General features: G+C 51.3%; 22 protein-coding genes. 9 read left to right on the forward strand and 13 right to left on the reverse strand.

Annotated elements, in window-relative coordinates; genetic code table 11:
- Positions 1-148: helix-turn-helix domain-containing protein (locus tag ACJAZW_RS01635; protein ID WP_415155234.1), on the forward strand; the 148-nt coding region annotated here is incomplete at its 5' end.
- A gap of 78 nt (positions 149-226) precedes the next feature.
- Here the strand turns inward: ACJAZW_RS01635 and ACJAZW_RS01640 are convergent.
- Both ACJAZW_RS01640 and ACJAZW_RS01645 read right to left on the reverse strand, forming a co-directional pair.
- Positions 227-421 (reverse strand): Arc family DNA-binding protein, encoded by a 195-nt coding sequence (locus tag ACJAZW_RS01640; protein ID WP_415155114.1) that lies wholly within the window; start codon positions 419-421, stop codon positions 227-229.
- Positions 422-430: 9 nt separating this feature from the next.
- Positions 431-1312 (reverse strand): SPFH domain-containing protein, encoded by an 882-nt coding sequence (locus ACJAZW_RS01645; protein ID WP_415155115.1) that lies wholly within the window; start codon positions 1310-1312, stop codon positions 431-433.
- A 226-nt stretch (positions 1313-1538) separates the two neighbouring features.
- On the opposite strand from ACJAZW_RS01645, the gene dnaN reads away from it, so the two are divergent.
- From dnaN to ACJAZW_RS01665, 4 genes are all read left to right on the forward strand, one after another.
- Complete coding sequence (gene dnaN, locus ACJAZW_RS01650; RefSeq protein WP_415155116.1) at positions 1539-2660, forward strand: DNA polymerase III subunit beta; 1122 nt, start codon at positions 1539-1541, stop codon at positions 2658-2660.
- 33 nt (positions 2661-2693) lie between these two features.
- The gene (gene recF / locus ACJAZW_RS01655; protein ID WP_415155117.1) at positions 2694-3833 is read left to right on the forward strand and encodes a DNA replication/repair protein RecF; all 1140 of its coding nucleotides are present in this window, start codon (positions 2694-2696) and stop codon (positions 3831-3833) included.
- A 119-nt stretch (positions 3834-3952) separates the two neighbouring features.
- Complete coding sequence (gene gyrB, locus ACJAZW_RS01660) at positions 3953-6382, forward strand: DNA topoisomerase (ATP-hydrolyzing) subunit B (RefSeq protein ID WP_415155118.1); 2430 nt, start codon at positions 3953-3955, stop codon at positions 6380-6382.
- A 2029-nt stretch (positions 6383-8411) separates the two neighbouring features.
- The gene (locus ACJAZW_RS01665) at positions 8412-10481 is read left to right on the forward strand and encodes a transglycosylase domain-containing protein (RefSeq protein WP_415155119.1); all 2070 of its coding nucleotides are present in this window, start codon (positions 8412-8414) and stop codon (positions 10479-10481) included.
- Between the two features lie 2 nt (positions 10482-10483).
- Here the strand turns inward: ACJAZW_RS01665 and ACJAZW_RS01670 are convergent, their stop codons facing one another.
- From ACJAZW_RS01670 to ACJAZW_RS01680, 3 genes are all read right to left on the reverse strand, one after another.
- Positions 10484-11176, reverse strand: a complete 693-nt coding sequence (locus ACJAZW_RS01670; RefSeq protein WP_415155120.1) for a DUF1295 domain-containing protein — start codon at positions 11174-11176, stop codon at positions 10484-10486.
- A complete protein-coding gene (locus ACJAZW_RS01675; RefSeq protein WP_415155121.1) occupies positions 11177-11725 on the reverse strand; it encodes a TetR/AcrR family transcriptional regulator in 549 nt (182 codons plus the stop codon).
- 348 nt (positions 11726-12073) lie between these two features.
- Complete coding sequence (locus ACJAZW_RS01680; protein WP_415155122.1) at positions 12074-12817, reverse strand: AraC family transcriptional regulator; 744 nt, start codon at positions 12815-12817, stop codon at positions 12074-12076.
- Positions 12818-12904: 87 nt separating this feature from the next.
- On the opposite strand from ACJAZW_RS01680, the gene ACJAZW_RS01685 reads away from it, so the two are divergent.
- The gene (locus ACJAZW_RS01685) at positions 12905-13441 is read left to right on the forward strand and encodes a peroxiredoxin-like family protein (RefSeq protein WP_415155123.1); all 537 of its coding nucleotides are present in this window, start codon (positions 12905-12907) and stop codon (positions 13439-13441) included.
- 6 nt (positions 13442-13447) lie between these two features.
- Here the strand turns inward: ACJAZW_RS01685 and ACJAZW_RS01690 are convergent, their stop codons facing one another.
- Complete coding sequence (locus ACJAZW_RS01690) at positions 13448-14179, reverse strand: M48 family metallopeptidase (RefSeq protein ID WP_415155124.1); 732 nt, start codon at positions 14177-14179, stop codon at positions 13448-13450.
- 165 nt (positions 14180-14344) lie between these two features.
- Positions 14345-14797: a DUF2852 domain-containing protein gene (locus tag ACJAZW_RS01695; protein ID WP_415155125.1), complete on the reverse strand. Its 453-nt coding sequence runs from the start codon at positions 14795-14797 to the stop codon at positions 14345-14347.
- 191 nt (positions 14798-14988) lie between these two features.
- On the opposite strand from ACJAZW_RS01695, the gene ACJAZW_RS01700 reads away from it, so the two are divergent.
- The 3 genes from ACJAZW_RS01700 to ACJAZW_RS01710 all read left to right on the forward strand — a co-directional run bounded on the left by ACJAZW_RS01700 (position 14989) and on the right by ACJAZW_RS01710 (position 18055).
- The gene (locus ACJAZW_RS01700; RefSeq protein ID WP_415155126.1) at positions 14989-16323 is read left to right on the forward strand and encodes an ActS/PrrB/RegB family redox-sensitive histidine kinase; all 1335 of its coding nucleotides are present in this window, start codon (positions 14989-14991) and stop codon (positions 16321-16323) included.
- Between the two features lie 55 nt (positions 16324-16378).
- A complete protein-coding gene (locus ACJAZW_RS01705) occupies positions 16379-16933 on the forward strand; it encodes an ActR/PrrA/RegA family redox response regulator transcription factor (RefSeq protein WP_415155127.1) in 555 nt (184 codons plus the stop codon).
- Between the two features lie 153 nt (positions 16934-17086).
- A complete protein-coding gene (locus ACJAZW_RS01710; RefSeq protein ID WP_415155128.1) occupies positions 17087-18055 on the forward strand; it encodes a hypothetical protein in 969 nt (322 codons plus the stop codon).
- Positions 18056-18080: 25 nt separating this feature from the next.
- Here ACJAZW_RS01710 and ACJAZW_RS01715 read toward each other — a convergent pair whose 3' ends face one another.
- From ACJAZW_RS01715 to ACJAZW_RS01740, 6 genes are all read right to left on the reverse strand, one after another.
- Positions 18081-18560, reverse strand: a complete 480-nt coding sequence (locus ACJAZW_RS01715; RefSeq protein ID WP_415155129.1) for an MmcB family DNA repair protein — start codon at positions 18558-18560, stop codon at positions 18081-18083.
- Positions 18557-19729, reverse strand: a complete 1173-nt coding sequence (locus tag ACJAZW_RS01720; protein WP_415155130.1) for an MFS transporter — start codon at positions 19727-19729, stop codon at positions 18557-18559. The genes ACJAZW_RS01715 and ACJAZW_RS01720 overlap by 4 nt, the downstream gene beginning before the upstream one ends.
- Positions 19730-19853: 124 nt before the next feature.
- Entirely contained in the window at positions 19854-22004 is a 2151-nt protein-coding gene (locus ACJAZW_RS01725; protein ID WP_415155131.1) for a methyl-accepting chemotaxis protein, read from the reverse strand.
- 107 nt (positions 22005-22111) lie between these two features.
- Positions 22112-22729, reverse strand: a complete 618-nt coding sequence (locus ACJAZW_RS01730) for a hypothetical protein (protein WP_415155132.1) — start codon at positions 22727-22729, stop codon at positions 22112-22114.
- 92 nt (positions 22730-22821) lie between these two features.
- The gene (locus tag ACJAZW_RS01735) at positions 22822-23547 is read right to left on the reverse strand and encodes a UTRA domain-containing protein (protein ID WP_415155133.1); all 726 of its coding nucleotides are present in this window, start codon (positions 23545-23547) and stop codon (positions 22822-22824) included.
- A 3-nt stretch (positions 23548-23550) separates the two neighbouring features.
- A complete protein-coding gene (locus tag ACJAZW_RS01740) occupies positions 23551-24921 on the reverse strand; it encodes a formimidoylglutamate deiminase (RefSeq protein ID WP_415155134.1) in 1371 nt (456 codons plus the stop codon).
- Positions 24922-24935 lie beyond the last annotated feature (14 nt).

The following is a 24935-nucleotide window of genomic DNA, read 5'->3' on the forward strand; positions in this document are numbered from 1 at the left end:
GCGGTCCCTGCCAGAAATTGGCCGCCGCTTTGGTAATCGCGATCACACAACGGTTTTGCATGCGGTGCGCAAGGTTGAGCAATTGATGTCCGAAGACAATGGGTTCGCGCAAGAAGTGTCCTTGTTGAAACGGATGATCGAGGACTAGACCCAAAAACTCGCGATTCTCCATGAGGATGCGTGTCTACACAAAAGCCCCATTGTCTAAAGGACAAAGGGGCTTTTTTTAGTCGTTCGTTGCATCAACAACCTCAGTGATGGCCCGTTGCACAAGTTTTACGCGACCAGATTTCACTAACGAATCGCGCAAGACATATTCGATCTGCGCATTTAAGCTGCGCAGATCGTCATCAGCCCATCGCTGCATTGCATCCATGACTTGCGGTGATATCCGTAAGGCGAACGCTTTTTTGGAAGGCATAATTGTCCTCTAATATAGGCTGCCGGCATTGACCACGGGTTGGGTGTCTTGTTGGCCACAAAGCACAACCAGCAGATTGCCCACCATTGCAGCCTTGCGCTCATCGTCAAGTTCAACAATTTTCCGCTCACTGAGTTGCGCCAAAGCCAGTTCAACCATGCCCACAGCCCCTTCAACAATGATCTCGCGTGCATCCACAATGGCGCTCGCTTGTTGGCGTTGCAACATCGCCGCTGCTATTTCTTGGGCATAAGCCAAGTGGCTGATCCGGGCTTCCACGACTTCAACGCCCGCTGTTTGCAGCCGGTCTTGAATTTCTTGTTTTAGCATTTCAGATATTTCAGCCGGGTTGGCCCGCAAAGACACCGCGTCACTGTTTTTGCTGTCCTTCATGTCATAAGCGTAGCGGCTGGCCAATGTGCGCACCGCAGCCTCAGATTGTACCGCCACAAAATCTTGGTAATTGTCGACCTCAAATGTGGCTTCGGCTGTATCGATCACTTTCCACACCACAATCGCGGCGATTTCAATCGGATTGCCGTTCGCGTCATTGACCTTGTTCTTGCCACTCTCGAAGTTGCGTAGGCGCAGGGAGATTGGAATGCGGGGACTGTTAAATGGGTTGACCCAGCGAAGGCCTTCTTGTTTGAGGGTGCCATTATAGGCGCCAAACAACACCAACACGCGCGACTGCTTGGGTTGCACCATCACAAACCCAGCGATCAGCAAAGCCGCGATAATTGGTCCAACAATCAGCGGCGGTACAATAAGCGCCGGACCACCGTCTGCAATAATGGCGGACGTCAGTAAATACAGCATGCCAATCGCCCAGATCAATATAACACCAACCATCGGATAGCCCGATATGGACCAAGCTAGTTTTTCTTTCATAATATTCTCCAACTCGATATCATTATGATATCAATATGGTATGGTTTTTCGAAATTGCAAGTTCGCAGCAGATGCGATATTGAAATGGCGACTTCATTAATGGGAATATCATGCCCTTTTTCCTTGCCTTTTTGCGGGCAAAAGGTCATTTTCCTTGTCCCCACTGGGGGCTAAGACGCTAAAAACCGTGCAAAAACGGCGAAAAAGATATCGGGAGTAGACATCAATGAAAGTTACGCTTGAGAGAAATCACCTGTTGAAGTCGCTCGGCCATGTGCATCGTGTTGTAGAGCGGCGCACAACCTACCCCATTCTGTCAAACGTCTTGCTGAACGCAAATCAGGGTGGTCTTCAATTGCGGGCAACCGACCTGGATATTGAAGTGACCGAAAGCGTGCCCGCGATGGTCAGCACACCGGGCACAACAACAGTGCCCGCACATACTCTTTATGAAATCGTGCGCAAATTATCGGATGGCGCAGAAGTGAATTTGGAAGTGGATGGCGCTGGCGAACAGATGTCCATCACCTCAGGCCGCTCAAAATTCAACCTTACCTGCCTTGCTGCCGACGGGTTCCCGGATCTCAAATCTGGCGATTTTGCGCACAAGTTCATTATCAAGGCCGGCGCGCTGCGCCAGTTGATTGATTGCACACAATTTGCCATTTCAAGCGAAGAAACTCGGTATTATTTGAACGGCATTTTTTTCCACACGATGGATGATGGTGAAAACGTGATTATGCGTGCTGTCGCGACAGACGGTCACCGTTTGGCGCGCGCGCAAGTGAATGCCCCTGAAGGGTCCCAAGGCATGCCCTCAATCATCGTGCCGCGCAAAACCGTTGCTGAAGTGCAAAAATTACTGTCCGGCGACGATGACGATGTGGCGATTGAATTGTCTGATACAAAAATTCGCATCGAAGTAAACGGTGTTGTCCTTCTGTCAAAATTGATCGAGGGCACCTTCCCGGATTATGAACGCGTGATCCCGCAAAATAACGACAAGAAACTTACCGTTGATACGGCAAGCTTCAAGCAAGCGGTAGATCGTGTATCCACGATTGCTTCAGATCGGGGCGGCAAAGCCGTCAAACTGGCCATCGGCAACGGGTTGCTCGAAATGAGCGTCACCAACCCCGATCATGGCACAGCGCGCGAAGAATTGCCGATTGATTTTGAGGATGAGGGCTTTGAAATCGGCTTCAATGCCCGATATTTGCTCGACATTATCGATCAGGTAAAATCGGAAACCGCGATTTTCATGCTCTCTGATGCAGGGTCGCCAACCATTGTACAATCTGACAATGACGATGATGCGCTTTATGTTTTGATGCCGATGCGCGTTTAGGTCACGAAATCACGTTTAGGGGGTAATTCTTACATGGCGGCACCACGCCAGGCCCCAAGCCACTATATTTCGCGGTTGCGGCTTTCAAACTTCCGCAATTATGTCAGCGCCGCGCTGGACCTGGATGATCGCCACATTGTGCTCACTGGGCCAAATGGTGCGGGCAAAACCAACCTGCTTGAAGCCATTTCTTTGCTCTCTGCTGGGCGTGGACTACGGCGCGTAAATTTTGAAATATTGGCCTTGCACAATGGTACCGGCGGCTGGGCGGTTGCCACCGGCATTGAAACCCAATATGGCAGCGTCGATTTAGGAACGGGGCTTGATCCGGGCAGCAGCACGGGGCGTCGTGTTAGGATTAATGGCGCGCCTGCAAAATCGGTGGAACAGTTGGGCGAATATTTGCGCATCCTGTGGCTCACGCCCGCCCAAGATGGTCTTTTTGCAGGACCCGCAGCAGACCGTCGACGGTTCTTTGATCGGCTGGTGCTGGCGCTTATTCCAGGCCATGGGGCGCAGGTCGCCCAATTTGAAAAAGCTATGCGACAGCGCAACAAATTGCTTGATGAATCGGGCGATCCCACATGGGCGTCAGCGATTGAAGCGCAAATGGCGGCCCATGCTTCGGCCATGCATTTCGCGCGGCTAGATACAATCGTGCATCTGAATGAACTGTTGCGGATTGAAGGGGCTTTAGGGTTTCCCTCGGCCTATCTTGAACTTGATGGTCAGGCGGAAATCGGTGATTTTCAAACCTCCACAGAATTAGAAGAAGCGTACATTAGAATTTGGCAACAGCGTCGCCAGTTGGATCGCGCGGCGGGTCGCACCACTCTTGGTCCACATCGCACCGATATTTTGGTCACCAATATAGACAAACAGATGCCCGCCAATATGTGCTCCACTGGCGAGCAAAAAGCGCTGCTTGTCGGCTTGGTCATGGCGCATGCGCAGCTGGTTAAAAAAATGACCGGGCTGTCGCCTTTACTATTGCTCGACGAAATTGCGGCTCATTTAGACGCAGACCGACGGGCAAGCTTGTTTTCGCTGCTTAATGCGCTGGGCACCCAATGTTGGATGACCGGCACAGACCAGATGTTTTTTGAAGCTTTGGCGGGTGATGCACAGTTTTTCAACGTTGAAGATGCCTGTTTGACGCCCTTGAAACCATAATCGCATCTGCATTTGCACCTAATCCCCTTCCAATGGTTGAAATCGGGCTTGAGCCCTTTGGTTTGGCGCAAAAAAAGTTTAGAAATGAACCTACTTTAACTGGAAATGATTCGGTCCAAATGAGCGACGAAAAAACTGCCCCTGAAAATGGCGATTATGGTGCGGACAGCATCAAGGTTCTCAAAGGTCTTGATGCGGTGCGCAAGCGCCCCGGCATGTATATTGGCGACACGGACGATGGTTCCGGCTTGCACCATATGGTTTACGAAGTTGTCGATAACGCAATTGATGAGGCGCTAGCGGGTCACGCCGATTATGTCACCGTCACCATCAATGCGGACGGTTCTGTTACGGTCACCGACAATGGCCGTGGCATCCCGACGGGCATCCACGTCGAAGAAGGTGTATCTGCTGCCGAATTGATCATGACGCAGCTCCATGCGGGCGGCAAATTTGATTCTAATTCCTACAAAGTATCCGGTGGTTTGCACGGTGTGGGCGTTTCCGTTGTGAATGCGCTGTCATCTCGGCTTGAACTTGAGATCAAGCGCGACGGCGAAATTCACCGAATGACTTTCACACACGGCGTACCGGATGCCTCTTTGGCAAAGGTCGGCGACTGTGGGGCTGAAAAAGGCACCAAAGTGACCTTTATGCCCTCGACCGAAACATTCACCATGATCGAGTTTGATTATGCAACGCTCGAGCATCGCTTGCGTGAGCTTGCATTCTTGAATTCGGGCGTTCGGATCATCCTATCCGATAAACGCCATCCAGAAGAGGTGACGGTCGATCTGCACTATGACGGCGGCCTGGAAGAATTTGTGCGCTATCTCGATAAAGCCAAAACCTCGCTGATCGCGGCCCCAATTTATATCACAGCTGAAAAAGACGACATTGTTGTCGAACTCGCGCTGTGGTGGAACGATAGTTACCACGAAAAAGTCCTGTGCTTTACCAACAATATTCCCCAACGCGATGGCGGTACCCACCTTGCGGGCTTGCGCGGTGGGTTGACCCGGCAATTGATCGGCTATGCCGACAAAAGCGGCACGTTGAAAAGAGAAAAAGTCTCGCCAACTGGCGACGACACGCGGGAAGGTTTGACCTGCGTTTTGTCGGTGAAAGTGCCTGACCCCAAATTCTCTTCACAAACCAAAGACAAGCTTGTTTCTTCAGAAGTGCGCCCGGTTGTCGAATCCGTGGTCAATGATCGCTTGAACCAATGGTTTGAAGAACACCCCGCCGAAGCCAAGCAAATCGTCGCAAAAGTTGTGGAAGCCGCCGCCGCGCGTGAAGCTGCGCGCAAAGCCCGCGAACTCACCCGCCGCAAATCTTCGCTTGATGTGTCCTATTTGGCGGGCAAACTCAAAGATTGCTCGGAAAAAGACCCCGCCCTTTCAGAACTCTTCCTGGTGGAAGGGGACAGTGCGGGCGGATCAGCTTCGCAAGGTCGAGATCGTGGCACACAGGCTGTGTTGCCGCTGCGCGGTAAGATTTTGAACGTGGAGCGCGCCCGCTTTGACAAAATGTTGGGTAGCCAAGAAATTGGTAACCTCGTGATGGCGCTTGGTACCTCAATTGGTCGCGAAGAGTTCAACATTGAGAAATTACGCTACCATAAAATCATCATCATGACTGATGCGGACGTCGATGGCGCGCACATTAGAACTTTGTTGCTCACGTTCTTTTATCGGCAAATGCCAGAACTGGTCGAACGCGGCCACATTTATATTGCTCAGCCCCCGCTTTACAAAGTCAAGCGCGGCCAATCCGAGCAATATTTAAAAGATGAACGCGCCCTTGAAGAATATTTGATGAATGTTGGGCTTGAAGATTCAACGCTGACCACCGCAGCCGGGGCTGCGCGCGGCAGCAACGATCTTGCCGACGTGGCTGCCAAAGCCCGCGATATCGTGCACATCATCAATGCTCTCAATGCCCGCTACAATCGCCAAATCGTGGAACAATGTACGATTTCGGGCGCGCTTAGCCAAACGGTTTTGGCCGACGACGTACAAGCGAACGCCATGGCACAATCTGTTGCTGAACGCCTTAACGCCATTTCAGCGGAAACCGAACAAGGTTGGGCTGGTCGTTTTGAAGAGGCAACAGGATATAGCTTTGCACGCACCGTACGTGGGGTTGAAGAACGCCACAATGTGGATATGGCGCTGATTAATTCGCTCGATGCGCGTAATTTGGAGCGTTTGGCCGCAGAAATTTCAGACATATTTGTTGGTGTTGCCAAGTTTGAGCGCAAAGGCAACGCCGAAGAAATTTACGGCCCCTTCACCCTGTATGAAGCGATCACCAGCTTTGGCCGCAAAGGCATTTCAATGCAGCGCTATAAGGGCTTGGGCGAAATGAATCCAGAGCAATTGTGGGAAACAACGCTGGACCCAAATGTGCGCTCACTGTTGCAAGTGCACGTGAAGGAAAGCGACATAGCGGATGAGACTTTCACCAAATTAATGGGTGATCTGGTTGAACCGCGCCGCGATTTCATCCAAGAAAACGCCCTCAGCGCCACCAATATCGACGCTTAGACTGTGGTTTGAATAACGTTATAGAAGCCCGGGCAGTTTGTCCGGGCTTTTTTGTGGCACATTAAGCAGAACCCCTTTGGTTTCCTTCCCCACCAGGGGGAGGGAGACGACGTTGTGCCGCACCTCAGGGACATTCCCGGCATTGAAGCCGAGATCAAATCCGGGGTGGCCAATAGGAACTGCAAATATTCTCTATAGCCAGTCTCGGACCTGAGCCGCGCCCCTTGCTCCTCCTGGTGAGCCTGTCGAACCATGAATGTAGTGCGTTGCGGCTCCGTCGTTTCACAAACTCAAAATGAGGTAGAAGGAAAGGACGTTTGTAACGTCGCCCCCACCCTTAATCCCTCCCCACCGGGGGGAGGGAGACGACGCTGTGCCGCACCTCAGGGACATTCCCGGCATTGAAGCCGAGATCAAGTCCGGGGTGGCCAATAGGAACTGCAGATATTCTCTATAGCCAGTCTCGGACCTGAGCCGCGTCCCTTGCCCCTCCTGGTGAGCCTGTCGAACCATGAATGTAGTGCGTTGCGGCTCCGTCGTTTCACAAACTCAAAATGAGGTAGAAGGAAAGGACGTTTGTAACGTCGCCCCCACCCTTAATCCCTCCCCACCAGGGGGAGGGAGACATTCCTTTTGTGCCGCTGGGTGATCGTGCCTTTGTTTTGGTCCCGGATTAAGTTCGTGAACAATCAGAGATTGTTCTGAAACTTCACCCCTCACCCTTACATCCTTGGAACCTCACTATCCGTTACATTCTTAAATGGTGCCGACCCCAGCATCCCCGGCCAACTAAGTGGCGTTCGCGCCACGCTGGCTGAGCCGGGGTCACCTATCGTCAGAGCACAGCGGTGGGGGGACGTTACCTTGGCAATGCCTTTGTTTCCCTCCCCCTGGTGGGGAGGGATTAAGGGTGGGGGGGGCTGTTAAGAGTTGGTCCCGGATCGAGTCCGGGGAAGCCAAAAGGAAATGCCGTTGATCCCCACGGGGCATCCCCGGCCTTGAGCCGGGGTCACGCCAAATACAGGCACCGAGCAAGAACTTATCCCCGCACACCATGCTTGCACTCCACGCCTGTCCTTGCTTACGAGCGGCGTCCTCAACGCCAAACTTCAGTTTCCCTCCCCACCAGGGGGAGGGAGACGACGCTGTGCCGCACCTCAGGGACATTCCCGGCATTGAAGCCGAGATCAAGTGCCTAACTCGTATGCCGACCATAGTAGGCATCTAAAATATGCTAACAGACGAACCTAATCTCCCTCCCCCTGGTGGGGAGGGATTAAGGGTGGGGGGTATGATAAGGAGACCCCGGATCGAGTCCGGGGAAGCCAAAAGGAAATGCCGTTGATCCCCACGGGGCATCCCCGGCCTTGAGCCGGGGTCACGCCAAATATAGGCACCGAGCAAGAACTTATCCCCGCACACGTGCTTGCGCGTCTCGTCTGTCCGCGCTTGTGAGCGGGCATTCTGACGCCAAAACGCGGGAAAAATAAAAAAACTTATCCTCGTCCATCCTGATCGCGTTATCATCATTGCGCTTTCACATTCCATCGGTTGCTGACGGGCAATGGAGCATTTTTGTAAAAGGAAATGTCGTGAAAGTTTGATCTGCCAAAATGGTCGCATTTTGGCGGCACATGATTGTCGATTGTCCAGCCTGACGCCGAGGGCATCTGTAAGCCGCTTATTGGGTGCTGTTTCCCAATATCATCAAGCGAACCATAGAGTTCGAACAGCTTTGATGGAGTGCATGTAAAGGGGATAGAAGGGTTAGCTCCCCGGGGCAATTAATGATCATGGCCACCGATCAATGGCACGAGACTTTTTTGAAGGCTCGCCCCACATTTTTTGCGCATTGAGTCTTCGATTATTGTCTCGTGCCCCGAAAACGACGCCAAAAGGTACTTAGCACACGCTATGTGCCTTATTCGTGTTGCAAAATTTACGGCCCATAAACCGGCCACATTTAAGTTGGATATAAGAGCAAAACTGAACGTGACAGTTTGCAAACCCTTTCTAGTGAGCATCAAATTTGGCAAAGCGACCTGCTAGCAAAAACGCGGACATGCGTTTGACCCAAAAAGATCGTGTCGGCGGCGGCAAAAAAACCACCAAAAAACCGGCGGCCAAATCCGCGCGTGCAAATCCCCCAAAACCCAAAATGACAGCCCGCAAAAGTCGTGCGCAAAAAAAGCCACAAAATTTCACGTTTTGGTGGCTATTCAAAAAGCTGTTCTATTGGGGTGTCGTCTTAGGTGTTTGGGCCACAATTGCGGTTTCGGGTATCGTAATCTATTACGGCATGCAATTGCCCTCATCCGATACATGGGCCGTTCCTGACCGTCCGGCAAATATCCGCATCGTCGCGGCAGACGGCCGTTTGATATCCAATCGCGGCAAAATGGGCGGCGAAGCTGTCGCTATATATGAGTTGCCCCACTATGTGCCGAACGCCGTTTTGGCCATTGAAGACCGGCGTTTTTACGATCATTTCGGCATCGATCCCATTGGCATTGCGCGTGCCTTTGTCAACAATGTTGTCAGCGGACGCATCACGGGTGGCGGCTCAACCATCACCCAGCAATTGGCGAAAAATCTGTTTCTAACTCCAGATCAAAACTATGGCCGTAAAATTCAAGAAGTATTGCTCGCTGTTTGGCTGGAGCAAAACTATTCAAAAACCGAACTGTTAGAGCTCTATCTCAACCGCGTTTATTTCGGGGCAGGAACTTACGGTATAGAAGCGGCGACGCAGCGCTATTTTGGTAAATCTGCGCGCAACCTTTCTTTGGGGGAGGCCGCAATTTTGGCCGGCGTTTTAAAGGCCCCATCAAGGCTCGCGCCAAACAGCAATCCAGAAGGGGCCGCAGAGCGCGCCCGCCTTGTACTCAATGCCATGGCCGAAGAGGGCTTTATTTCAGCAAAAGAAGCGCAAGCCGCTGCGATTGACCCGAACAAGCGGATCCGCACCCGCATAACCGGCACCGAATATTATGTGGCCGACTGGGTCGAAGCCTTGATGGATTCCTATCTCGGGGTGGTTGAAGAAGATGTGATCGTGCGCACCACCATTGATTGGGAGCTGCAAAAAGAAGCCGAGTTCTTGATTAAGGAGATTATTCGCGAAAACGGTGAGGAACGCGAATTCAGCCAAGGGGCGCTGGTGGCCATGCTGCCGGACGGCGCGGTACAAGCGGTTGTTGGTGGCACCGATTACACCAAAAGCCAATATAACCGGGCGATTACCGCCAAACGCCAAACCGGTTCAGCGTTTAAGCCATTTGTCTATCTCACAGCACTTGAAAATGGCTATACACCCAACACCATGGTTGACGATAGCCCGTTCACTTACAAAGGATGGGCACCAGAAAATGCCTCTGGAAACTTCAAAGGCCGTATGGAATTGCGTGACGCGCTGGCCCGGTCCTCCAATCTTGTGGCGGCCAAATTGACAATTGAGCTGGGCCCGCAAAATGTGGCCAACACGGCCTATAGATTGGGAATTTCATCCAACATTAAACCGCTGCCATCAATCGCTTTGGGTACATCAGAGATTTCGCTGTTGGAATTGACCGCCGCCTATGCGCCATTTTCCAATGGCGGCCAAGGTATTATCGCACACGTGATTTCAAGCATTGAAACGCCAGATGGTCGTGTGCTCTACTCGCATATCCCGTCAGGTCCCGGCCAAGTGGTGACACCCGACGCGGTCGGCAAAATGAATGACATGCTGTCCCGAGCAATTGAAGTGGGAACCGGCCGCAAAGCCGCATTTGGCAATTGGCCACTAGGGGGCAAAACTGGCACGTCGCAAAATTATCGCGATGCGGTATTTGTCGGTTATTCAGCGCGATTGATCGCCGGGGTTTGGCTGGGCAACGACGATGGCAGTCCAACCAAACGGGTTGGTGGCGGCTCTTTTCCGGTTGAAGTGTGGCGAGAATTTATGAAAAAAGCGCATAGCGATTGGGGCGTGGCTCAGCTACCTGGCGGCGATGGCCGTTTTGATCAAGCGCCAGCCGCTCCTATTAGCCAACAAGCACAAGGTGAACCGCAGCGCCGGTCAATTGGTGATTTGATCTCCAACTTGTTTGGGCGCTAGGGTTACCAAACAAATGGAATCAACCGCTTGGTTGTCGCCGCATAGTCTTTGAACGGTTGGCCGTAACGCATAGCCAAATAGGCATCAAGCTTTGGCACATTAAAGAACATGAACATCGCCAACAGCATAAGAGGCAACAAAAATCCAACCCAATGCATTGCGATCAGCCCATAGGCTAGAACCCACACCACGTCGCCAAAAAAATTGATGTGCATCGACCATTGGAACAGCCCTCCCGTATAAATCTTGCCCCTATTATTGACATCCAACTTGAATATGTGGCGTTCTAATTCAGAACCCGTATTCAAGTAGCAACCCAAAACAAATAGACCAACCGCCAGCCAATCCACCCACCCAAGCGGATTGGTGTTCGCCAGCACCAAAACTGCAAATCCCACATAATAAAGTGCAAACGCCACCGGTACGCTGAACGCTTCAGACCAAGGGATTGTGCGTCTCATAAACACAAACATCATCACCCCCATCCGGGCCAGAATGATAATGTTAAACAGAAAAATCACCGAACGACGTTCAAGTGTTGCGCCGAGCCCAGGCCAACCAAATGTCTGCATCAACAAAATGTCCCCACCGCCAAACAGAATGAAATAGGAAAGGCCAATAAACAGCACTTCCAATCCGGTTATGGTCAATTTCTGCGGCAGGGCCGCGCTCTTATTTGCGTAAAGATCGAGCATTTAATCCTCGCGGGGGTCAAGTGTTGTAAAATCAGGGGGGCGATCAAAAATGGTGGCGAGATAAATCTCCCCCTCGATTTGCCGCAAGAAATTTTGCGCATGCGTGGCGCTTGGTGCTTTGGCGTTCATCGCCTCGATAAGGTCTTGGTAATGGTTTTGGATGGTGCGTTTGAATTTTGAGGAACGGCTTAAACTATCAAAGAACAGCGCAAAATAGCGGGCTTTGTCGACACCATATTGGTGCGCGACATCTTCAAACATCGCACCCAATAAATCGATCAGGGTTGCCCTTTGGCTATCAAACGAAAGGTCGCAGAATACAGATTGGTCAAACTCAGAAAACCCCCGCACAAAGTAATGTTCCAGTACTTCATCGTAAAGAACATCCTTGGACCCGAAATGGTGGTAGAGCCCACCGCGCGATACAGCAGCTACACGCACAATTTCGTCAATGCTGGTGCCATCAACGCCATGCTGTAAGAACAGTTGAAAGGCTGAAAACAATATTCTTTGTTTGGCACCCAATTTGTCCAATGCGTCAATCTTCAAGGTTTCAGCTCCTTTTTTGCTACCCTTGCCAAAAAGGCACAGGCGATTTAACGACATTCCGATACCCGATACCCGATACCCGATACCCGATACCCGATACCCGATACCCGATACCCGATACCCGATACCCGATACCCGATACCCGATACCCGATACCCGATATTCAAATTTTAATCTGCCCAAATAGGGACAGAGCAATCAGCAGCGGACCGAACGTTCGGTCTGTTTTTAACAAATAGGCGTATGGGGGCGCGACGTCAAGGGCAAGCGCCAGAAAAACCAGTTAGGAGCGTTGGGCGTGGCAAGCAAGATGCAAAGGTGATGCAAAATGCCCGGTTAAGAGAGAGGTCAAACTTGAGATTGAAATCTTTGTTGCATCGGGTTGGTGCCGAACTGTTTGTTAAACGCGCGCGAAAAACCTTCGCTGGTTTGGTAGCCATAGCGCCGGGCAACCGCCGAAATTCGTGCTCCGCCGCGAATGTCTTGCCGGGCAAGCACCATGCGCCACCGCCGAAGATAGGCAGAGGGACTAACCCCGACTTGTTGCGAAAACAATTCGGCAAATCGGCTAAGCGATAAACCGGCGATGTGGGCGAGTTGTTGGTTATCCCAATCCTTGGATGGCTGATCATGCATCACAACAATCGCGCGGCTCAACCGGGGGTCACAAAGCCCCGCAAGCAAACCGGGTTCGGCGTCGCCTTGCTCAATTTTGGCACGCAGAATTTTAACAACAAGGATTTCGCACAATCGATTTACAACTGAATCTGAGCCGCAACGCTGCAATTCAAGTTCGTGATGAATGAGATTGATCAAGGCAACAAAGTCATCACCATCCTCAAAACGAATGTCGATAATCGGGGGCAACGCCGAAAATAGCGGGTTGGCATCGCCACCCCAATCGATTGATGCACAGAGTAATATTTGAGTGTCATTGATTGCAAAACCAACACCGCCTGTATTGAGTAAAACCTGTTGAGGCGCACCTTGATCAGATTTTGTTACCACCAAGTGCGCCTGCGCAAGGGGGACCATTTGCACCTTCAAGTTAAACCGTTCCATCAATGTCGTAAGGCGATCAAATTCTTTCATATCGGGGTTATAGTCGGTTTATTCGGCAAACTCTATCCATAACTGCGATAATGTGTGAAAACCTACAAACAGAAGTGGACCAGACAAATGCTTATGCCGCGCCAAAAAACACCAAACCTGAAGCTGAAAACTCTCGATCACGGTGATTTCGATCTTGCATCAGACAAGTCAGAGCGAGGAACCGTGATCTGCTTTTACCGTGGATATCATTGCCCGATCTGCGCAACATACCTCACCGAACTTGAAAAGCGCGTCGCTGACTTTGCTGAACGCGGGGTTAAAACCATAGCGATCAGTTCTGATGGGGAAGAACGTGCACGCGCAATGGCCGACAAAATCGGCGCAACAAACCTGCGTTTTGGCTATGACTTTTCGCTCAAAGAAGCACGGAAATGGGGATTGTACATTTCGACGTCTCGGGGAAAAACGTCAATTGGTGTGGAAGAACCGGCGCTGTTTTCTGAACCAGGCCTGTTCCTTGTGACACCAGAGCAAACCCTTTATTATGGGTCCGTTCAAACCATGCCATTTGTACGTCCCCATTTCTCAGAGCTGGTTGGCGCATTGGATTTTGCGATCAAAAACAACTATCCAGCACGTGGCGAATATGGTGGTGAAGTTTAAGGTGAACTACTGATAAGCAAACAGCGTACGGCCATGGGCTTTGAGCCAGGTGCGGCCACGTGCCATGTCGGGCAAAGTGCGCACCACTTGATCCCAAAATGCTTGACTGTGGTTCATTTCGATCAAATGTGCCACTTCGTGCGCGGCGACATAATCGAGCACAAAAGGCGGCGCAAGAATGAGCCGCCAGTTGAAATTGAGGTGACCAGCAGACGAACAAGACCCCCAGCGCGTGGATTGATCGCGCATGCTGATCGCTTTGTGACGCACACCAAGCCGAACAGTGTGCACGGCCACTCTCTCGGTCAAATCAGCCTTTGCTTCGCGTTTCAGCCAATCAATGGTGCGTCGACCAACATGCTCAGGCGCCCCGGGAACGTGCAAAATCTGCGCATCCTCAGCTTGTTCAACCCTTGGCACACCGCGCAATTTGCCAGTGCTTTGGATGAGTGAATTGACACCGCGCAAGGGGATCGTTGCGCCAAGCCCAATCAGCACAGGGGTCATCACATGATGCTGGCGGGCTGCGAGCCAGTTATGTTGTGTTTGTAAGAATTTCTCCGCATCACGCCAATTTCCCGATTTTGGAATGGTCAGAATTATCCCCTGCCGACTGTCCAATGTTATTCTGTAGCGGCGGGCGCGATTATTCTGTCGCACAATAATCTGTTGGCGTTCACCATCAATCTGTATGGCAGTGCTGTCAGGAATGGGATCGGATTTGCGGGAAAACAACATAGGATGGATTTTGCGCATCGGCCTAAGAAAGGCAAGTGCCAAATCGGCACAAACCCAAAAAGCACCCGTTCAATTTATGAACGAGCGCTTTCGCAGGGGTACCAGGGTCAACCGGCGGGGGGAGAGAGAAATGTCAGCATCGCCCGGGGAGGCGATGCAAATGGTCTATTCTTCGTCAGAATCGTTCTTTTTCTTTTTTGGTTTGGCCACGTCTTCTGCATCGTCAAAGCTTTTAGCCTTGTGTGCAGATTTGAAGCGATCAAACTCTTCGCGGTCGCGGGCCATGTGCAAGTTGCGCAAGAAGTCTTCAAAGTCAGACCGTTCTTGTTCAAGGCGTATACGCTCTTCTTCAAGGCGACGGATTTCGGCTTCCCGATATTCGTCAAAAGCTGCGTTGCCTGTTGCGCTGTGACGGCCATAATGGCCACGCTTGCTGCGCATTTTACATTTTTGCTTGTGCATCCACTTTTCCGCCTTGTCGCTTGTGCCTCCGTAATGCTCGCCCCACAAAATGTACGCAAGCATGGCTAGGCCAAGCGGCCAGAAGAAGACAAAGCCCAAAACCATCAGGGCGATGTTTAGTGGAGACCAATGGGGTTTAACAATTGCTGTGCTCATAATTTTCTTCCTTCATCAACGATACACAATATTTGGGGAGCAAAATCGCGGCTTCAAGCGTCAAAAAATTGTAAATTGCCTCTTGAAATGGGCAAAAGTTGAACCAATCGGGGGGACTTAGCCGTATTTCGCATAGGAATCTGGGCCGCAATTGGGTATCAAAAGATCAAAATTGGCAGTTGAAGAGCAAAATGTACGCGTTTGAAGCAACAAAAATCGGATCTCACCGCCGCCTTAGACTTGAAACCCTGGTGCGCTTGCGCTGGTTGGCTGTCTGTGGTCAGACCGTGGGGGTATTGGTTGTCGCCTATGTGCTCAAATACCAATTGCCGCTTGCACCAAGTTTTACCCTTATTGCCTTGTCGGTGTGGCTCAACATTATTCTGCTCATCAAATACCCCGCAAATCATCGGCTTCGGTCACAGCACACGGCGGCGCTATTGGCTTATGATTGCATACAGCTTGGCGGCCTGCTTTATCTGACGGGGGGGCTGTCGAACCCATTTTCGATCCTGTTGCTCGCGCCGATTTCAGTTTCTGCCACCACACTGCCATTTCGTTGGACGATTGGGCTGAGTGCACTTGTGGTGGTGGTCGCCACAATATTGGGGTTCTTCCACTTCCCGTTGCCCTGGGATCCACAATTGCCAGTGCATCTCCCCCAATTATATACTTTTGGCATTTGGGTTGGAATTGTGTGTGGGGTGAGTTTCATCTCAGCATATACAAACCGGGTGGCGCATGAGGCGCGACAACTGGCAGATGCGTTAAGCGCAACCGAACTCGTATTAGCGCGGGAAACCCATATCACAGCACTTGATGGTTTGGCCGCCGCCGCCGCCCATGAATTGGGCACCCCATTGGCAACAATCGCGTTGGCCGGAAAAGAAGCGCTTTCGGATATGAGCGATCCAGAATCCGTGCGGCAAGATTTGGAACTGATCTCAGAGCAAGCGACGCGCTGCCGGGCAATTTTGCAAAAACTGCGCAACTTGAATTCCGGTGGAAACCCGTTCAGCGAATTGACGCTTTCCGACTTTGTCGCCGAGGTCATTGAACCACACCGTTTCTTTGGCGTTGATATCGCGATCAACAAAAAGGGTGAAGGCCCTGAACCCCAGATTGCGCGCAATGCGGGCCTTATATATGGCCTGGGCAATTTTGTTGAAAACGCCGTGGATTTCGCGGATCAACAAGTCACTATTGACCTGGATTGGTCCCAAGAAAGTATTTCAATTGATGTTTGTGACGATGGACCAGGGTTTGCACCAGAAATGCTGGGCCGGCTCGGAGAGCCTTATCTCACCACCCGGCCAAAAGACAATTTGGTCGACAATGATCCCACAGAACCTGGCGGCCTGGGGCTGGGGGTGTTTATCGCCAAAACATTGCTTGAAAGATCTGGCGCGCAAGTTGATTTCGCCAATATTGATCCCGACGGTCACGCCTGCGTCAAAATAGGCTGGCCGCGACAGGTGATTGAAATTGAAAAGTCGTTTATTGTCCCCGCCGGGGAGTTAAGATGAGCTATTGTCGCGCGGCAATGTGTGGCATAGGCTTAAATGATTGCGAGGTAAATCAATGACGAATGTTCAAGAACTGATGGGCAAGGATTTGTCCTTGTTGTTGGTGGATGACGATAAGCCGTTTCTTACCCGGCTTGAGCGCGCCATGCAGAAACGCGGGTTTGATGTGCGTGTTGCTGACAGTGTGGCCGCTGGGATAGCGCAGGTAAAATTTGATCCGCCCGCCTTTGCCGTTGTAGATATGCGACTTGCAGACGGCAACGGATTGCAAGTGGTTTCCGCCCTCAACGAAAAGCGACCAGACGCGCGTGTTGTGGTGCTAACAGGCTATGGCAATATTGCAACTGCTGTGACCGCCGTGAAACTAGGGGCCGTCGACTATTTGGCCAAACCCGCCGACGCCGATGATGTGTTTAAAGCATTGATGGCCGCCGATGACGAGATAAAAGCAGAGCCGCCAGAAAACCCAATGTCTGCTGACCGTGTACGGTGGGAACATATTCAACGGGTCTATGAATTGTGCGACCGCAATGTTTCAGAAACCGCACGTCGTCTCAATATGCACCGCCGCACATTGCAACGTATATTGGCCAAGCGCGCGCCGCGATGATAGGTTAGCCACCCCCTTGCCCGCTGCGGTGTTGAATGAACTTTACGCCGCACGCATCTTCATCGGTTATAGGCCCCAATCACTAAATCGCTTGGTTGATAGACAAAGTGCACAATCCGACATATTCCTTTTTGGTGATATAAAGGGGATGTCATGATTATATTTATCGGCCCAAACAGGCAGCGCAGCAACGTCAAGCGATTGGGGGAACACCCAAAGGCCCCACCCTATAAATATCGAACCTACACCTGGCTTTACCGAACCTTTCGATTGCCTGCCGCCACTTACATTTTCACAGGCATTGATCGGCTCGATTTCAACGAGCGGCGTTTGGCCGGAAAAATTTATCGTCACATAAATGCCGCAGGCGCTGGCTTTCGGGCGCTGAACGACCCAGCCCATGCAAAGGGGCGATATGCGCTTTTGCGTGGCTTGCACGATGCTGGCATCAATCGTTTCAATGCCTATCTTGGCTCAAACAATCCAAAACCTACTAATTTCCCCGTGTTTGTTCGCCGCAATTCGCTGAGCACCCAACCACTGACCGAGCTGCTTCAAACCCAAACTGAGCTGGATGATGCACTGCAAACACTCGCCGCCCATGGCGAGCCATTAGATGACCTGGTGATCATCGAATATTGCGCCGAGCCGATACAAGCCGGTATTTTTCGCAAATATTCATCTTACTATTTGGCGGGAAAAACAGTTCTCAGTTGGTCGATTTTTGAGAAAAATTGGATGGTCAAAAATGGCGAAATCGACATTGTGGATGAAAACGTCTATGCCCAAGAGTGGCCAACGGTTGAGCAAAACAGCTTTTCTGATGTGATCGGCAATGTCTTCAAGGTCGCAAATATTGAATATGGCCGCGCCGACTTTGGATTGGTGGATGGGCGCCCGCAGATCTACGAGATCAACTTCAATCCCCATTTCCGTACCATGTCATCATCCTCAAAAAGTCCAACGAGACAGAAAACGGTGGCGTTGGTGCTTGATCGACACGTTTCAAACTTGGCCGATCTTAGCCTTAAAACTTCGCGCGCGATCAACAATATCGCCGATCCCGACATCACCGCGCATCGGTGGAGATTTTGGCGCAACTATGCCCCGCAACGGTACTAGGTTCTGAACTCAATTGAGTTCAGACCTAAACAGCACTGGGGCCCGGGTCCATCAATTGGTGAATCCGATCAGCGCCCATGCGGGCGACCCGCAGCATCATGGCTTTGCGGCGGGCGGCGGGCAATTTTTCTTCGTCAGCGTTGCGCAAAATCTCTGCGCCATGGCCGTCGGCTACGATTAAGCCCTGGTCGGACGGGAATATTGCACCATCAAGTTCTGGCGGCTTGGCAAAGAAAAACCGGTCACAAAACTGATGATATTCGGGCCATTTGTTATCGACTTGATAGTCCTGCAGGCTCGATTTTATTTCAATAATCCAGAGATCGCCTTTCGGCCCGACGCCCAAAAGATCGGCCCGGCGTCCGTTCGCCAACGACACTTCCGCATAACAGCAAAAATCAAACCGTTCACGCAACAAGCGCATGGTGCCCCGTTGCACCCGCAATGCGGTTTCCGATTGCCGTCCGTCAATGATGGGCGGTAAATTGTCCAGATGCGAGCTCATGTCTCAATTTTAACGGATTTCCTGGCCACAGGGAAGCGGCCTTCATCCAAAATACCGGCAAAGACCAGCCCAAGCACTAAGAGGGGTAACGGTGCCATAAGGGCCATGCGAATGCCAAAGCTTTCAGCGATGAACCCAAGCGCGGCCGGTCCAAAAAAGAACACCAAAAATGCAGTCTGGGCCAACGAGGCGACGTTGGTCGACGCGGGTCGATCTTGCCGCCTCGCCGCAGCTGAAACTGCCAGCGGATAAATAATGCTTGAGCCCATGCCCAACAACATAAAACCCAAAATGGCCAACCAAAAATTTGGCGCAACCCCAACCAATGTGACCCCTATAATGGTAATGCCAAGAGAAAGGCGGGCCATGTTTGCTGTGCCGAGCTTTTCAACCACCGGATCGGCGAAAAAGCGAGTTAGGGCCATCACCAGCGTGAAGGCGATCAAGCTGGCACTTTGGGCAAATTCGCCAATTTCAAAGCTATCGCGCATATAAATCGTCGACCAGTCAATTCCAGCGCCCTCGGCAATCAAAGCGCCAAACGATACCGCACAAAGTGCCAAAATGAAGGGCGTCGGTCGGGTAAAAGTTGCTTGCTTTTCTGTGTTGGCCCCCGCCTTTTCTGTTGCCATGCGTTGACCGAAAACCGTCGCAATCGTTCCAAAAGCCACGACAGGGAAAATGATGAGCATATGTATGAACGGGGTGACATCAAATTGGCGCATCAGGCCACCTATCAGGGCCGCGGCAAAAAAACCAAAGCTCCAAAAGCCGTGGCACCGGTTCATGATACGGCGGCCAATTTGCGCTTCAAGCCGGTCCGCTTCAACATTTATTGAAATTTCCATCGCACCAACCGCCATTCCACCCAAAAAGATGGTGCTGATCACCAGCCAATAATCTAGCGAACCAGCCACAACAATATAAAGCGCAGCCATGGCGATATTGCCCAGAATGAAGGTGCGTTTTATGCCCATACGCTCCACCAGCGGCGCCCCGAGCGTCAAGAATATCAGCATGCCAAACGAGCTGAACATGAGGGTGAGGCCCAGCTGTCCTTCTTGAATATCCAATTGCGTTTGAATATCGGCAAGGCGCGACAACAAAGAACCAAGCCCAAAGGAAAACAAGAAAAAGATCGCGTAGATACGGTGTTGTGGCTTGACCATGGGAACAACTCTATGGAAGGGCAATTGAGCGCTCAACGCTAGGTGAGAATGTCTGGGCATGCAAACAAAAAATGGCCCCTCGCTGCGGGGCCATTTTAGCGCAAAATGCCAGAAAGACCGGTCTCTAAGCCGCCGCAACTTCAGATAAGAATGTATCAACTGTTGATTGTAAAGTTTGCGCTTGCTTGGCCATATCCTCGGACGCCACAAGCACTTGGTTGGCACTTTGGTTGGTTTCGCCAGCCGATGTGGTGACCAAATTAATTGAGCCTGCCACTTGCTCGGTACCGGTTGCAGCTTGGGTGACGCTTTGGCTGATTTCGGCGGTGGCGGCACCTTGCTCTTCAACAGCGGATGCAATCGAGGTGGTGTAACTGGTCACCTCCGCCATTGTTTGGGCAATTTGCTCAATGGCTTGCACAGCTTCTTTCGTGCTGTCTTGAATTTCTGTAATCTGGTTGGCGATTTCCTCGGTGGCACTGGCGGTTTGATTGGCCAGGCTTTTCACTTCAGTCGCGACAACTGCAAAGCCTTTGCCCATTTCGCCGGCTCGCGCGGCTTCAATCGAAGTGTTTAGCGCCAGCAGGTTTGTTTGTTCCGCAATGTCTTGAATGAGCGCCACCACATCACCGATCCGCTGGGCGGCATCGGCCAAGCGGGTAACTTTTGTATTGGTGTTTTGCGCCGCTTCTGCTGCAATATTAACGATTGAATTGGTCTTGGACACTTGCCGAGAAATTTCTTCAATTGAGGCGGCCAATTCTTCTGCCGCAGCCGCCACAGCTTTCACATTTGCCGAAGCTTCTTTTGATGCGCTAGCGACTTCATTGGCTTGCCCGGATGTGTCTGTGGCAATGCCGGTCAACACATTTGCGGTCTCCATCATTTGGCTGGTATTGCGCGACACCGTGTCTAATGCTTCACCCACCGAGCCCCGGAATTGACTTATCAGGGTTTCCACTTTGGACTGCCGCGTGAGCTGCGCATTTGCCTCTTGCTCGCTTTCTTCTTCCAAGCGACGACGGGCGATGGCGTTTTCTTTAAACACATCTACCGCCCGGGCCATATCACCCAGCTCATCCTGGCCCTGTGTGCCGTCAACATCCACATCCAGATTTCCTTCCGCCAAATCCGCCATCGTCACAGCAAGGTTGGCAATCGGTCGGGTAATTGTGCGGGCAAACAAGAACCCGCCAACAACAATCACACCCAACATAACCGACCCAATGGCGAGCAACAGATTGCGCAACCCATCCACCGGCGAATTGCTTTCTGAAACGCCCTGCACCGCAACGACGGCCCAGTTTACGCCCGCAAATTCAAACGGTACACTTAACAGATTGAGCTCTTCGCCCCGATACGTGTCGGTGACGGTGTAGCCATATTTGCCTGCCAAGGCATCGTCGATGGCCGCATATTCAAGTTTTGTTGACAGAATGTCGTTCTCGTCAGTGAACACAGAATCATTTCGAAATGACCGGTCTGCGCCCACAATAAAAGTCTCGCCGGTCGTTCCAAGTCCCGTTTTGTCGTGCATAATTTTGGTGAACTGGTCCACGGGAATTTGATAGGCCAAAACCCCGATCCGCTCGCCCTTGTCAAATACCGGCGTAGAAATAAAACTTGCAGGCGCGTCATTTGACGGCGGGTAGGGGAAAATATCCAAGAATTTTAACTCGCCCGGCTGCATTTGCGACGCGGCCTGGTAAGCTTTGCCCAAATCGCTCGACGCCCACCGCCCACCATTTGGCGCAAAATTGGTGGCGAAATCATTCTCTTTTGCAACAGTGTACAGGAGCTGCCCCTCATTGTTGAACAAGAAAACATCATAATAGCCCATCTGTTCCAAAAGGGCGGTGAAATAGGGATGATACTTTGCGTGCACGCTGTCATACCATTGGCCCGTTTTTGCCCCTTGCAGCAAATGGCGCTCACCCAAGGGGTAAGGGTTGCTGTTTATATATGCATTTTGCAGGACCTGTTCGGGATTGCCCTCAATTTGTGCCCAGGCCTTGCCCAATTCTTTGATGCCGTTAATCGCCACCGGGTTTTGCGCTTCGATAAACAAATCGGATTTCACGCCCTCAAAATAGTTCTTCAGGGCAACTTCACGGCTTTCAACGATGGTTTCCAACTTGGTGCGGGTCATTTGACTGACGGTGTTGGAGCTGATGATAAAGCTTGCAACGCCAAGACCAATCCCAATGGCAAGTGCAGACCCCGTAAAGGCTAACGGAAGGCGGTAAGCGATTTTCAATGCAGGAAATTTAAACATGTGGCGGCTCGCAACGGTTGGAGGTTCAAACCAATGTTGCCGTTTTTTGGTTAATCGCCGCTTTTAATGCGCTTACGCACAAATGCGCATGCGAACAAAGACCCGGTCTAAATGCTCATGCGATGTTGTGTGCCGCCACGTGACGAGGCACTTAACCGGCTCGGCGCGGTGCCGATTATCTTGTCCTGAATGATCTGCACCCCAAGACTATTGTTGCGCACAAATTCATAGCGCCTAAATCCACAGCCTGGTGCGGGCGCAGTTGTGCCCCGTTTTTTGGGGTCTTGACTAAACCGTCGGCGATCCGGACCCAAATAGCTGTCGGTTTCAAAATAGACGTTTTTTGTATTCACCTGTTTGGATAATCTCTCTTTGATCGAATATGCCACCCAAGGAATGGTCAAAATATCATCAAAACCCGCATTAACGCATTCAATGATCGATTCTTTTGAGGGCGCTTCAACAAAGCAAACCAGGGGCGAAAAGCGCACACGCAATTGTTTGCTCGCGCGGATTTCAGCGATTTGGGCAATGGATTTTTTGAAATTCGGGGAATAATCAAACAGAAAGAAGTTGATTGGGTTTATTTTGGATAGTCGTTCTGCATCGCTCAAACCCATATAAGGTCGCACAGTCGCAAATTCCAAGTCTGCCGCAATGTCGCCAATTAAGGCGACAGAGTTGGGGCTGCTTCCCATATTTGTGGCGAAATCGAAATTTATCACTTTGACTACTCAGCACTGACGACCAATAAACTAATGAATAAGTTAATTTAACAAAATCGCGAAATACAAAGAGCTACCCTAGAGAAAAATTGTTAATTTTTCGTCGAAAAGCTGAAGTTTTTTGCGGTCATTCGATAGCTTGCACCAGGGTGGAACAACCGAGCGTAGGTGATCGCCTGGCCTGCAAGGTGTGTGCGCCGCTCAATCACAAACAAGGCATCATTTGGCTTTACCCCCAATATCCGCGCTTGCTCGGGCTTGGCGTTCTCGGCAGAAAAGAAGTGCTCTGCTTCCGAATAGGGAACTGTTTCAACCAGCCATTCGTTTGGATTGATGTCATTGAAAACGGCAATCTCCGCACTTGGTACCACCTCCAGGTTGATCCAGCGTTCTTCCAATTGAAAAGGAATATCGTTGGCAAAATGAACCGAGCGCAAGAATAATGCATGTGTGCCCTCAGCAAGGCCCAAAATGTCAGCCGGAACTGACGAGGCTTGATGAATTTCGTGTTCGAGCATTGAAAAACGATAAGTGGCACCGCGCGCTTCAATTTCTTGACGCACCAAGGGAATAGTGACGCGTGTGGCCCGTGTGCCAGCGGACGCAACATGGGTACCCGCGCGCCGTTTGCGCTCCACATATCCTTCTTCAGCTAACTCCCGAATGGCGCGGTGCACGGTTGCCCGGGCGCAATCATAGTGCTGGGCGATAATTTGTTCATGTTCAACCTTGTCGCCGGGCCGCAGCTCGCCATTGCGGATGCGGGCCAACAATTCATTTTTGATCTTGAGATAAACAGGTTCAAGGCTTTTGGTCATGAATTATAAAAGGACTCGCAACTTGCGCAACGAACGTTTGAAACGCTGTTCATATTCGGCGCGATTGATATGGTGACCATCTTTAACAATATGTCGTCCGGCTGACCACAGGTTCTCGACATTGTCTTTTCGGCTGGCAAACATCCAATAATCAAGCGCCAAACTCTCGCTCAATCCGTCGGCCAAAATGGTTTGGGGATCGATGGTAAACATGTCGGCCCATCGGCCAACTTCAAGGCGACCCGCATGGCGGCCAAGCGCTTGTGCGCCGCCAGATGTCGCCATTTGCAGCAGGTTCTGCGCGTTCGATCTGTGTGGCTTGGCCAGCACCGTGCGTTGGTTGGTTTGATAGCGCTGTGAATGTTCGAGCGTGCGCAGTTCTTCGGCCAATGAAATCCGCAAATCGCTATCCGAACCAATGCCGATATGGCCGGAATGTTCCACATAGCGAACCCCATCAAAAATCCCGTCGCCCAAATTCGCTTCTGTGATCGGGCAAAGCCCAGCAACCGCGCCAGATTTGGCAAGGCCAATGGTTTCTTCAGGCGTCATATGGGTGCAATGGATCAGGCACCATCTTCTGTCGACCTCGATATTGTTCAGCAACCACTCAACCGGCCGTGCCCCAAAATGGGCTTTTACATCTTCAACTTCACCCAATTGCTCAGCAATATGCATGTGAATGGGTGCGTCCGGTAGCAGCTGTGTCACCTTGCTCAACAGTTCGCTGTTCACAGCACGAAGGGAGTGGGGGGCAACGCCCAAATGGTAATCATTTGGCGCGGATTTAAGGCTGATCTTCGCGCCCTCAACCATTCTTTCGAACAGATCAAAATCGCTGCCAAACCGCAATTGCCCGCCCTTAAGCGGTTCTTCATTGACGCTACCAAACCGATAAAGCACCGGCAAGTGCGTTAACCCCAAGCCAACGTGCTGCGCAGCGTTGATAATCTGCAAGCTGGTTTCAGCAGGATTGTCGTATGGGGTTCCGCCCTTTTGATGGTGCACATAATGAAATTCACCAACCGCTGCAAATCCAGCTTCGGCCATTTCCATAAATGTGAAGGCTGCAATCGCGTTGATGTCTTCAACGTCCAAATGATCCAAAAATCGATACATCACATCACGCCATGTCCAAAAGCTGTCGGTGGACGCGCCGCGTCGTTCGGAAAGGCCTGCCATGGCGCGTTGGAACGAATGGGAGTGCACATTCGACGCCGCGGGCAACAATATTTGCTCACCCAATTCCATATCTGAGGGCTGCTTGGCAGCCTCAACTTCAATATTTGCGATTACACCATCTTCAATAGTGAGGCGAACATTGCTGGCCCAGCCGGTACTCAACAGGGCGGATTTGGCGAATAGATGCTGCATATATCTTCCATTTG

Source organism: Maritalea sp., assembly GCF_047634455.1.
Classification (GTDB): domain Bacteria; phylum Pseudomonadota; class Alphaproteobacteria; order Rhizobiales; family Devosiaceae; genus Maritalea.